Source organism: Saccharospirillum alexandrii, from assembly GCF_004000275.1.
GTDB lineage: Bacteria > Pseudomonadota > Gammaproteobacteria > Pseudomonadales > Natronospirillaceae > Saccharospirillum > Saccharospirillum alexandrii.
In genome coordinates, this window is the sequence record NZ_RCIP01000001.1 from 1 (window position 1) to 11990 (window position 11990).

At 56.0% G+C, this 11990-nt stretch carries 9 protein-coding genes and 1 rRNA gene; 2 read left to right on the forward strand and 8 right to left on the reverse strand.

Annotated features, from left to right (window positions below):
* Positions 1–168 precede the first annotated feature (168 nt).
* A 5S ribosomal RNA gene (gene rrf / locus EP166_RS00005) occupies positions 169–284 on the forward strand.
* Between the two features lie 378 nt (positions 285–662).
* Here the strand turns inward: rrf and EP166_RS00010 are convergent.
* The 6 genes from EP166_RS00010 to EP166_RS00035 form a co-directional block, all read right to left on the reverse strand.
* Positions 663–2834 (reverse strand): LemA family protein, encoded by a 2172-nt coding sequence (locus EP166_RS00010; protein ID WP_127554783.1) that lies wholly within the window; start codon positions 2832–2834, stop codon positions 663–665.
* 136 nt (positions 2835–2970) lie between these two features.
* Positions 2971–4188: an ABC transporter substrate-binding protein gene (locus EP166_RS00015; RefSeq protein WP_127554784.1), complete on the reverse strand. Its 1218-nt coding sequence runs from the start codon at positions 4186–4188 to the stop codon at positions 2971–2973.
* 142 nt (positions 4189–4330) lie between these two features.
* Positions 4331–6436 carry an alpha-galactosidase gene (locus EP166_RS00020; RefSeq protein WP_127554785.1) on the reverse strand — a complete coding sequence of 702 codons (2106 nt, stop codon included), beginning with the start codon at positions 6434–6436 and terminating at the stop codon, positions 4331–4333.
* 2 nt (positions 6437–6438) lie between these two features.
* Positions 6439–7290 carry a carbohydrate ABC transporter permease gene (locus EP166_RS00025; protein WP_127554786.1) on the reverse strand — a complete coding sequence of 284 codons (852 nt, stop codon included), beginning with the start codon at positions 7288–7290 and terminating at the stop codon, positions 6439–6441.
* A gap of 3 nt (positions 7291–7293) precedes the next feature.
* Positions 7294–8109: a carbohydrate ABC transporter permease gene (locus EP166_RS00030; RefSeq protein ID WP_246026184.1), complete on the reverse strand. Its 816-nt coding sequence runs from the start codon at positions 8107–8109 to the stop codon at positions 7294–7296.
* A 502-nt stretch (positions 8110–8611) separates the two neighbouring features.
* A complete protein-coding gene (locus EP166_RS00035) occupies positions 8612–9064 on the reverse strand; it encodes a dCMP deaminase family protein (RefSeq protein WP_127554787.1) in 453 nt (150 codons plus the stop codon).
* 151 nt (positions 9065–9215) lie between these two features.
* On the opposite strand from EP166_RS00035, the gene EP166_RS00040 reads away from it, so the two are divergent.
* Positions 9216–10235 (forward strand): asparaginase, encoded by a 1020-nt coding sequence (locus EP166_RS00040; protein ID WP_127554788.1) that lies wholly within the window; start codon positions 9216–9218, stop codon positions 10233–10235.
* Positions 10236–10240: 5 nt separating this feature from the next.
* Here EP166_RS00040 and EP166_RS00045 read toward each other — a convergent pair whose 3' ends face one another.
* Positions 10241–10852 carry a beta-phosphoglucomutase family hydrolase gene (locus tag EP166_RS00045; RefSeq protein ID WP_127554789.1) on the reverse strand — a complete coding sequence of 204 codons (612 nt, stop codon included), beginning with the start codon at positions 10850–10852 and terminating at the stop codon, positions 10241–10243.
* A gap of 90 nt (positions 10853–10942) precedes the next feature.
* Positions 10943–11830, reverse strand: coding sequence for a TIGR01777 family oxidoreductase (locus tag EP166_RS00050; RefSeq protein ID WP_127554790.1), 888 nt, complete (start codon positions 11828–11830; stop codon positions 10943–10945).
* Between the last annotated feature and the right edge of the window lie 160 nt (positions 11831–11990).

Here is an 11990-nt window from a genome sequence, read left to right on the forward strand (position 1 = left end):
GGGGTGTTGGGTCGCCGATGGATAGATAAAGCAAGACTGCGACAGTGCTTGGTACTGACGAACGGAATTTTGAGAGCAAAGAACTTGATTAGAGCGCATTCGGTGCGCTGTTACGAGCCAGGGCCTAGTAAGAAAGCCCGAGCCATATGACAGCGACCAACCAGTTTGCTTGACGACGATAGAGCTGTGGAACCACCTGATCCCTTGCCGAACTCAGAAGTGAAACGCAGCCTCGCCGATGGTAGTGTGGGGTCTCCCCATGTGAGAGTAGGTCATCGTCAAGCTTTTAAATAGAACACCCCCGGTACCGAAAGGTATCGGGGGTTTTTTATTTAGAATACCGGATGACGCGCTTTCCCTAATTCCGGGGCCCATGTGACCGCCATGCACCGAAGGTGCGTAGCGGGGGCGCGGTACGCGTCGCGCAGCGATGACGAGCACCGCTCGGCACCCCGAGTAGGTCATCCCAACCGCCGAATACAACTCTCTTACAGCCCAAGTACAGAAATCGTTCGGGCGGTTCGACGCTTCGATTTTTTTATGGGTGGCAAAAATCTGCCCTCTGCCAGGAGTCGGCGGGGTTATCTTTTGTGGGAGGCCACTCTGTGGGCGACTGGGAATACTTGAGCCGGTGAATGCTCCACGTGGCAATTGGCCAAGTATTACCGCCTAAACAACGCCTTCTCATCAAACCCAAATGCCTTGGCCAGCAACAGGTCGGGAAAAGAATGTATTTGCGTATTGTAGAGCTCAACGGCATCGTTATAGCCATTACGCAGCAACGACAGATAATTCTCGGTAGTTTCAACCTGTTCCATAAACTCTGCTACCAGGGTGTTGGCCTTTAACTCCGGATACGCTTCCGACCGGGCGATCAACTGTCGATTAAGTGCCTCTACCTGATCGTTGTATTGATCAATCTGATCAGGGCTGTCACTTAACTCAGGGTTAGCCGTACGAAGCTTTGTCAGTGCGGTCTGCAATTCCTGTTCATGTTCCAGATAATCCTGCAATACCTGATTCAGGCGCGGTATCAGATCATGTCTTTTCTGCAGAATAGTGCGAATGTCGGCATTTGATTTGTCACATCGATTGCGTAGAAAGATCAGATCGTTGTAGTGAAGTATCAGGGTATACAGGAACAAAAATACAGGAATGAGCAAAGCGGTCAGCAGCAGATCGGCAGGCGTTAGCGAGCCGGCATATGCCAGCAGTATCAGGAACGCACTGAGCAGCAGGCCAAGGCTGACGGAGGTAAACAGAAAGCCCTGGGCGCCTTTGCGTTGGATGAGGCGTTGCTCATCGAGTGTGCTCACAATATAAGGTTGTTCGTCCTCATGCTGCAACGCCAGGCGGTCTGACCGGTTTGCATCGAGCCCGGCGAAACCCAGGCAATAGAGCTTGGTATCGGGCGGTAACCAGGATTCTTTGTAACGGCGTCTGCCCTCGCGGCGAGTTACCGTATCCGAATAATGCATGGTGGCTTTTTCAGGGTAGACCCAGACGCTGCCCGACTCATCGGTCAGCTCAAAGGGCAGGCGACGGTCAATCTCTTCCAGAGTGACCCAGCGGGACTTTTTGCCCGAGCCGCGTTTCTCTTCTTCCAGGTAGTGGAAGGCAACACAGGGGTTTTCGGTCAGTTTCGACGTTAGTGGCTCTGCCTGCAGGTCGACCTTCCCTTTGAGTTCTGCCAGCCCATAGCTCAGCCCCGTGGTAGCAGCGGTAGGCAAATGCTCAATTAGGCGCTTAAGTCTGATGCGCCTGATACCCAGCCACAGCAGTAAGATTGACAAGCCTGCGCCGCCAATACTGGCCAGGAGAGCCACCCAGCCATTGCCGAAACGATTGCGTGGATAGTTCGCGATGCGCTCAGCAACAGCCTGTCGCAGTGCTGAATCCAGACCCTCCGGCGCTGGAAAATAATCGGACGCCAGCTGTTGGAAGAACAACCGGTCTGGCCAGGGTTCGGCGCCACGGGCTATTAACGATCGCATCGCCAGCAGGTCTGTTCGTTGTTCCAGGGTGGGTGAGGAGCCGAGCGCCGTCATTCGGGTCTGGTACAGAGAGGCGGCACGTTGCCAGTCTTGTTCGAGCTGATAAAGGCCCTGGCCCCAGAGATAGACGATCATGATCACGGTCATGGCGCTGACGTAGAGAATAAAGCGATGAATGCCCAGGCCGATCAGGATCAGAGCGATGCCGACAGATACCAGGCCGGCAGCCAGAGAGATGATCAGGGCCGCACGTAACAGGCTTTGCCCACCGGCAGCTTGCAAGCTGGAGTCGGTAATAGTCGCAGGCAAATTAAAATTCAGAGTGTTGAAAACCAGCGTCTGGTTCGAGGGCTGAAAACGACCCAGAAGCTCAGCTCGTTGCCCTTCACTCAGGGTCCATTCCGAGTAGATCAAATCGCCCTGGCGTACCCGGTAGGTGCGTTGTACGTCCCAGTTGATGTTACCGGTCGACAAGGTCGGGTCGACGCGCAAATTGCCGCTGTCGTCCGTCAACTGAAAGCGGGTACTGCGTTGCCCACTGTCGAGGGTTCGTGTGCGCAGGTCTCCGTCTGAATCCCGGTATTCCTCTTCCAGCAAATACCGGACATACAAAACAGATTGCCCGGAGTAGGGCGCCGTCAACACGTTCAATTCACGCTCTGTGCGACCGGCCACGGCATAAGGGCCGCTGGCAAGAACCGCAATGGGTGACTGCGGTAACCGCTCCATCTGCCGTGATTCGCTGAGAGCGGTAAAGCCCCAGTTAAAGCAGAGTGTTGCCAATAGCAGGCTGAGTGAACCCAGCACCAGTACCAGCAAACGTTTTAGCCAATAACCCATGGTTCTTCCCTGTGATTCCCTGTTTCAGAATCATGGTAAAACAAGTACTACGGATTATATACGGCTCATTGCTGCGAAAATCCGGGCACAAAAAAGGCGACCCGCAGGTCGCCTAAAGGTGTGACAGTGAACGAACTTAACGGAAGACGCGCTGACGAACTCGTTCCAGGTTGGTCAGAATGGCATCCAGACGATCTGGGTTAACCATAAACTCCTGGAACCCTTTCATACCTTCAGCGGCCATGGCCGGATCGGTATCACGATCGTAGAACTGTGCGGTGCCATCTGCTTCTGACAGCATGTCCAGTCCCTGTTGCAGGAACGTATTGTCACCGGCTTCAGCGTTGGCGTTTGGCGGCAGCTGGTTCAGACCCAGATTGAGCTTGGTTTGAACGTCTGCCTGAGCAACATAAGCCAGAAAACGCTTGGCGTCTTCCTTGTTGCTCGCACGAGCAGGAATGTGCACGGTATCGGTCGGTGCATCTTCAAACATGCCAACGCTTGGGTCGATCTGCGGGAACTGGAAGAAGTCGAAGTTAGAACCTTCGGGGAAGCTCGGCGTCAGGAAGTTACCCATCAGGTACATACCCGCTTCGCCATTAAGCAAAGGAGCTTGCGCTTCCTGCCAGCTATAAGAGGCGTGGTTCTCAAGGAAGTAGCCGGCATCAATCAGTTGGCGCCAGTTTTCGAAAGTCGCACGGACACGCTCATCGGTGTACGGGATTTTTCCGTCCATCAAGTCGATGTGGAAATCCAGGCCGTTGGTGCGCAGGTTCAGGTAGTCAAACCAGCCGGCGGCCGTCCACAGAAACTTGGTACCGATGGTGATTGGGGTGTAGCCGTTGTCCTTGAGCGTCTGGTTGACGTTCATGAACTCGTCCCAGGTTGTTGGTTCGCTCAACCCCAGCTCATCAAAGATATCGGCGTTGTAATAAATGCCCCATTGATAGTAAGTGGCCGGAACACCGTATTGCTCGCCTTCAACGCTCATGGATGCACGGGTGGAGGCGAACGTGCGATCCATATTGTTATCGGCCCAGACGTCTGACACAGGTTCAAACAGACCGCGGTCGACAAAGTACTTCATCCGGTTGCCAGCGAACCAGAACACGATATCCGGTGGTGAGGTTACCAGCCAGTTGCGAATCGCGCTTTTGTAGCCCTCGTGGTCGTATTCGTTTAGCCGCACCTCGATATCCGGGTTGGCGGCTTCGAAATCGGCAATGATTTCTCCCCAGGCGGCCTTGGGCGCCGGGTCAGACTGGTTGGAGTTGATGACTAGCGTACCAGCACTGGCCTGGGTCATGAATAAGGCCCCGATGGCACTGGCTGTCAGTAAGGTTTTCAGTTTCATAGCCTCGTCCTTCTTTTTTGTTGTGATACATCTGGGGCGAGCCCCATTTCAATGTGTACCGGTAGTCCGGTGACACGGTTCTTCGCGCTCGAGCGCTTTCTTTTGCGTCGCTGGCCTGGGCCAGCGCATCAAATCGATTTACCTAATCTTCACTCACCGCCAGCACCAGCAAGCTGTCCGGGTCCATAACTGGCAGTGGTAGTCCCACTCTCATCAGGCTCTCACCGCTAATCCTTACTTCATCGCGGGTCATCCAGGCTGGGCGTGTTTTCATCAGGTGGCCTGTTTTTGCGGGCAGAAGGATGATTGAGAGCCGATAACGTTTGTCGGGCTGTAGCTCTAAAAGTCGCATTGATCCCGGAACCGACAATTCGGGCATGTTCTGCTGAAATACGCTGATCATGTGATGCGGTGCAGCAGTGATCTGAAAAGCGATTTGATTCGGATCTACAGGCTGCAGGGAACGGCGAATCCCGTTGTGGATGACCGGTCGCCATTCCTTGTGCAGGTCAATGGCGTTTGTCAGTGCTTGCCGGTCTGCATCGTTGAGATGACGAACATCCCATTCGATGCCCATGTGCCCGAACAGGGCGGTCCCCGCTCGAACCTCTGTGGTGTGCTGACGGCCTGTGGTGTGGCTGTGCGATGGACCAATGTGGCTGCCGAGCACTTCGGCCGGAAAAAACAGGGCGGCCCATTGCTGCATGCGCTGGCGCTCGTGCGCGTCGTTGCAGTCGCTCAGCCAGAATCGATGAGTATGCTGCAGAATGCCGTAATCCATTCGGGCACCGCCGGACGCACAGGATTCGATTTCGACCCCGGGGTGCGCTTTACGCAGTTTCGCCAGCAAGGCGTAGAGTGCCTCGGTCTGGCGAAAGGTGGCTGCTTGGCCCCGGGCATCGGCGGCCTGAACCAGGTCGCGATTCATATCCCATTTCAAGTAGGTAATGGGGTATTCGTCGAGTAGGGCATTCAGGTGATCAAACAGATAGGTCTGAACCGCGACCCTGGTCAGATCCAGTACCCGCTGCTGGCGTGCCAGAGGCTGATGCTGCTCAGCGATTGCCAACACCCATTCCGGGTGTTCGCGGTACAGATCTGAATCCGGGTTTACCATTTCAGGCTCCACCCATAGCCCGAATTCAAGGCCGGTACGTTTCAATGTTGCTGCAAGCGGGTGCAGTTTGTCTGGATAGATGCTTTCGTCAACCGTCCAGTCTCCGAGCCCAGAGGTGTCGTCACGGCGACCCCGGAACCAGCCATCGTCGAGCACGTAACGCTCGGCACCAACGGCAGCGGCGGCCTCGGCCAGGTCATCCAGCGCCTTCTGGGTGTGATCGAAATAAATCGCTTCCCAGGTATTGATATGAACCGGGCGCGAACCTTTGCCGGGCCAGTTTAGGAGGTTACTGCGTACAAATTGCTGGAAATTAGCAGCGATACCATTGAAGCCCGATGACGATCGGGTGGCGTAGAGCACCGGCGCGGTAAAGTGCGCGCCGGGTTTGAGCTGTATTTCGCCGGGCAGCAGGTGTGCTCCAGCCTGAAATTGGGTGTGGCCCTGCTGATTACGTTCAACACGTAGACGGTGGTTGCCACTCCAGCCCAGATGAAAGGCACAGACATCACCCTGTTCCGCCGTAAAACCCGGAGATCCGGTGAGCAGACCTGGGAAGTGATCGTGCGAGGTACGGCCTTTGAGGTTAGTCAGTTCCAGTGCGCCAATGGGCAGTGCTTGACGGCGAGGCTGGAATTCGTTGACCCAGCGGCCTGTGAACGACAGAACGTCGTTGTGCTCACGAGGCAGTGGCCAGGTGGTCAGCCACTGCTCCAGGGCGAGCTCGGCATCGCTCTGGTTGGTCAGGGTAGTATGGATCGACAGAACATCGGTCGCTGTATCCAGGGTGACCTGCCAGTCAAGCCGGACCAGGCCTGAACGACTGATGAGCACGAAGGCCAGTTCAGCGTCTGTTGCCTGGGTGGCGGTCAATTGCCACTGCTCCGCCCAGCCCTGACCATGCTGATGCGAACGCAAGGCGGGTTCGAGGAAGGTACCGTCGGCCAGTGTCGGCGCGATGCTCAATGGCCGGACTTCATCGAGACCTGCTTGGGGCAACGCGGGTTGCCACAATACAGGGTCCGGCGACTGATGCAGCCGGGCGCCCCAGTAGCGAACGACAGGCGCATCGTTCGGCAGTGCCTCGATCAGCAGGGTAGACGACTCTGAATGCAGTGCGTAGACCGTCATGTTTACCCCTTGGTTGCGCCCAGCGTCAGGCCGGCAATGAAATGGCGTTGCATGGCGAAAAACAGAATTACCGGTGGCAGCGCGGCCACAATGGAGCCCGCTGAAATCAGTTGCCACGACGCCAGCCATTGACCTCGCAGGGCGCTGATACCCGCAGTGATCGGCCTCACCTCATCACTTTGAACCAATACCAGTGCCCAGAAGTAGTCGTTCCAGATAAAGGTGAAAATCAGCACCGAGAGCGCAGCCAGCGCAGGCCGTACCAGAGGCAGAACGATCTTGGTGAAAATTTGCCATTCGCTGGCCCCTTCCAGGCGGCAGGATTCAAACAGTTCATCCGGTAAACCGACGATAAAATTGCGCATAAACAACGTGCAAAAGCCGGTCTGGAAGGCGGTGTGGAAAATAATCAGCGCCCAGATGGTGTCGTACAAGCCGGTTTGAATGGTCAGATCGCGAACCGGAATCATCAGAATCTGGAACGGAACAAAGTTTCCCCCGATAAAGACGGCAAAGATGGCGATGCGCCCCCGGAACTTGTACTTGGCCAGGGCAAAGCCAGCCATGGTGGCCAGACCGACCGAAAAGATCATGACCGGCACGGTAATCAGCACACTGTTCAGCAGGTAGCGGCCCATGTTGGTTCGGGCGAAGACTTCGGTGTAGTTCTCGATCAGCATCCATTGCTCGGGCCAGCCCCAGTAGTTGCCGGCATTGATGTCGGCAATGGAACGCACCGAGGTCATCATGATGGCGGCCAGCGGCAGCAGCCAGATCAGGATGGTCAGCGGCAGCGCGACCTTGTAGCTGATCTGGGTAAAGCGGGACGTTTGTTGTATGGGAGTCGGAAACATGTCTTACCCTCGTTCCGCACGCAGCATGCGCCACAGGAAAAATGCGATGTACACCAGCATCAGCAGGAACAGAACGGTCGCGATGGCAGCCCCGTACCCCATGCGATAACTGAAGATGGATTGCTCGTACATAAAGAAAGCCAGTACCGTGGTACTGCCATAGGGGCCACCGCCGGTCATGGTGGCGACCAGGTCAAAGGAGCGCAGCGCGCCGATGACGGTAACCACCACGGCAATAAAGGTCGCCGGGCGCAATTGCGGAATGATGACTTTCCACAGCATGCTCCAGCCGTGCGCGCCGTCCATACGGGCCGCTTCGATCTGGTCCGGGCTCAGGTTATTGAGGCCGGTGAGGTAGAGAATCATGGTGTAGGCGATTTGCGGCCAGAGACCGGCAGCAATGATGCCGTAGGTAGCCATGGATTCGCTGGCAAGAATGGGCAGGGGTTCGAACCCGAAGATGCCGATGATGTCTTGCAGCAGGCCGGAGCTTGGGTCGTAAAACCAGGAGAAAACCACGCCGACGATGACCTGAGAGATTACAAAGGGGAAGAAAAACAGTGACTTGACGGCGCGAATGCCCAGTACTTGCTGGTTCAGAAAGAGGGCGACGCCCAGGCCGATGGGGACGGCCAGCATAAAGAAAAGCAGCCAGAGAACGTTGTTCCACAGAGCTGTCCAGAACTGGGGGTCGTCCATCAGTTCTGCGTAATTGCCAAAGCCGATGAAGACTTTATCGCCAATACCGTCCCAGTCGAAAAAACTGATCCAGATGCTTTGAAAGATAGGAATGATGACATAAACAGCGAACAGCAACATGGCAGGCAACATAAACAGCCATGGCGTCAGTGCATGCCATCTGCTTTGACCAGATGTCTCCTGCACGTGCAATACCTCGTTTACTTTCTTGTGGTTATTTTTGGCGACTGTGATCGACGCTTTTAATTTTAGATTGGAAGAGAGTATGAGCACGCTTGGTAACGTTTTCAAGAAAATTTTTTATGAAAGTGATCAAGCTTGAAGAATAAGGCTGATAGCCCCGCATAACGAGGGATTGGTCATGGGGACCGATGGTTGAAATCGTTTTCTTGGAGGGGAAGTGTTGTTGTCTCAGCTTTACCAGCAGGAGTCTGTTACCGGTACCCTCAGCGAGTGCACTGATGGCTGCAAGTCTGACATTGAGGTGTCAAGGCAAAGGCTGATCTGGCCGAAACTCGCTACTTGCGGGGAGCGGCACTTTTGCGTGGCAGTCGGGGAAGTGCACCAATCAACTGCCGGTGCCATGCGAGAGTGACGAACTGACTGTTGACGGCTCTATTCGTCAGGCAGGGTGCCCTGCCAGTGCTTCCTTGAACCAGTGTACCTGGACCCCGGCTTCTTCAAACATGGATTCACTGATGGTGATTTTCTCTCCCCAGCGCGACAGGAAGTCTTCTGTCTGAACCGGGCAGTGCACCATGGTAATCCCGGTTTGTATGATTTTGGCGGCGCAGTTGGGGCAGGGGAAGTGCGTGACCCAGATTTCACAGTTGGCCAGATCCCGCTTGGCAAAAAGGATGGCGTTTTCCTCGGCGTGAATGGTCTTGGCGTACTTCATTTCGCGGTCATCGGTGTCGGCACGGTCTGACACCCCGTGTGGGTAACCATTGAAACCAAGCGATACAACGCGGTTGCCCTGAGTGATCACCGCACCTACTTGCGTAGACGGGTCTTTGCTCCAGGAGCCGACCAGCTCCGCCATCTGGAAAAACCGCTGTGCCCACTTGCTCGCCATACGTTGCTCCTTTTTTGCCGGGAATGAACCGAGAGCCAGTTTACCGGTGTGGCGCGATGCTGTCCCGTTGGATCCGGGAATTCGTACTCGTCTCTGTTAATTTTTGGTACTGTGACCGACCTTTTGTTATCAGTCGCTGGAGTTCAAAGTCATGTCAGCCAACCCTGTTCTGGTTGAAGTGGTTCGTGGTGATGCTGTTGAAAGCACCCATCGCGGGCGGGCAGTTATCGTACGCAGCAGCGGTGAGACGTTGTGGTCCGTTGGGGATGTGAATGCGCTGACGTATCCGCGCTCGTCGATCAAGGCCTTTCAGGCACTGCCCATGGTGGCCAGTGGTGCGGCCAAAGCCTTTGGCTTTACACCAGCGGAACTGGCACTGACCTGCGCCTCGCACAACGGCGAGGCGCTTCACACGAACACGGCTCTGGCCATGTTGCAAAAGCTGGAACTGGCCGAGCCGGCACTGGAATGCGGCGAACACTGGCCCATGCAGCAACAGGCGCTGATCGACCTTGCCTGGCAGCAACAGACACCAGGAGCCCGGCACAACAACTGCTCTGGCAAGCATGTCGGTATGTTGGCGCTGGCGCGACACATGGGCTGGGACACAGAGGGCTACATTGAGGTAGATCATCCGGTGCAGATTGCCATTCGAGAATGCATTGAAACCTGCTGTGATACTCGTCTTGAAGGGGCGCCCATGGCGCCAGATGGCTGCAGTGTGCCAACCTGGGCGATGCCACTGAAAAACCTGGCGCTCGGGTTTGCCCGCTTCGGCGACCCGGATCAGTTACCGGGCCTGTATCAGCAGGCTGCGTTGCAACTGTACGACGCCGCCGTCAGCGAACCGATGATGGTGGCCGGTACCGGGCGCTATTGCAGTGAAGTGATGTCGGAACTGAAAGGCCGTGCTTTTCTCAAAGTCGGCGCTGAGGGCGTTTATATTGCGGCTATTCCTGAATTGAACGCCGGTATCGCATTGAAAATGGATACCGGATCAGCGCCCGCAGCCGAAACCGCCATGACAGCGATACTTGCCCGGCTGGGGCTGAACGTCAGTGACTTGAGAATGGCGCCGGAAATCCGTAACTGGAATCAGCGTCTCACAGGGTACTGGCGACCAGTGGATGACAGCTATTCGAGTTTATCGCCGTTGTCTCGCCATGCATAATGGAATCAGCCATTGAGGAAGTAGTCGTTAATGAACTGAAATTCAGTGCGTACATCTACGGCTGTCATGCCCGCGGCGCGGGCAGCTTCCAACCCGAGATCGGCGTCTTCGAAAACCACGCAGTCTCCGGGTGAGCAGCCAAGTTGCTCAGCACAGGCGAGAAAGGTATCCGGCGCGGGTTTCGGGTGGGTTACCTGGTCGGCACCGACCACAACGTCGAATAATGACAAAATACCGCAGTGGTTCAGAATGTCCCGTGCCTCGGCGGTGTAAGCGCCGGTGCCAACCGCCATGGGCAGCTTGCCAAAATGCTCGCGCGCCAGTTCCTCAAGGCGAGTGGCCTTGACGTAACGAGGTGCCAGATCGGCGACCAGAGCTTCTTTAAAGGCGTTCATTTCCTCTACCGGGGCACTCAGCGGATACCCGGTTTCCGCCGCGACCCGCAGCAAGGTCTCACGCGTGGGAACACCGGCCAGGCTATGCATCAGCCGGGCATTTACTGGAAGATGGTACTTGGCTAATGTTTCCCGCCAGGCAATTTCATGCAGCGGGCCGCTTTCGACCAGAGTGCCATCCATATCAAAAACAAGGCCGCGAAACGGCGTGACATCAAACATTGTGAGTTCCTGAGCGACGTGCTTGCCCGGGCTTTTAACAGTCAGCCGGGCTGTTGAAGGCCGGGAGTATACGGCAAATATCGACGCTTATCAGTGCTCGCCAAAGAGGTCGCGTAAGGCCGATTCCAGATCCGGAAATGCGAAGTTAAAACCTTGTTCCTTTAATCCGGCGGGGATCACCCATTGGCCATTGAGCACCAGGTCAGCCAGCTCGCCCATACCCCAGCGCAAAGGCGCTGCAGGGACTTTCAGCCAGTAAGGGCGGTTCAGCTGCCGGGCCAGTGTGCGGCTGAACGTATCCTGTGATACCGGCCCCGGTGCCGTTAGATTGAAAGCTCCGGTGTGGCCCTGTTCCTGCAACCAGGTGACCGCTGCGAGCCAGTCGGCCTCGTGAATCCAGGATTGACCCTGATTCCCCTTACCCAGTCTGGCCGCCAGACCGAGCCGGGCAGGCAACGCCAGCTGTTTTAACAACCCGCCCCGGTTGCTGAGCACCAGACCGGTTCTGATTAAGGTGATTTTATCGATGTGTGCCTGGCCTGCCAGAGCACTGGCTTCCCAGTCAGCCACCATGCGGGCGGAAAAATCGGACCCGGCTGGTGATTGTTCAGTGACCGTCTCAGTGGTGGAACCGTAGTAACCGATGGCGGAACCGCTAATAAGATGGTCTATACGGTATTGTTCGGTCGGTAGCGGTGCGAGCAGTGAGTCGGTAAAGCCGATGCGTGAGTCTCGTAACAGTTGCTTGCGCTTGGCCGACCATCGTCCACCGGCAATACTGGCCCCGGCGAGATTGATGGCCAGGTTAAAATGCCCGGTCAATTCACTGGGCGCTCGAACCTGGGTTATGTGCCGGGCCAGGTCGCTGGGCACGGGGGTGCTGTGTACCAGCCCCCAGACCTCGTGCCCGTGTTGGGAATAATGCCGGGCGAGTTGCGAGCCCAGCAGGCCAGTGACACCGGTAATCAGGACTTTCATCTTGGCTCCATTGAAATAATGACTTTAGCAACCACTTATACGCACCACATTGCCGGTCAGGTTGCCTGATCACCAGCATAGCAGCAAAGTTTCAATCGCCGTGCCACCACGATCACCCTGCTGATCCGGGCGCTGCGTCGCGACTGACTACCAGAACAGG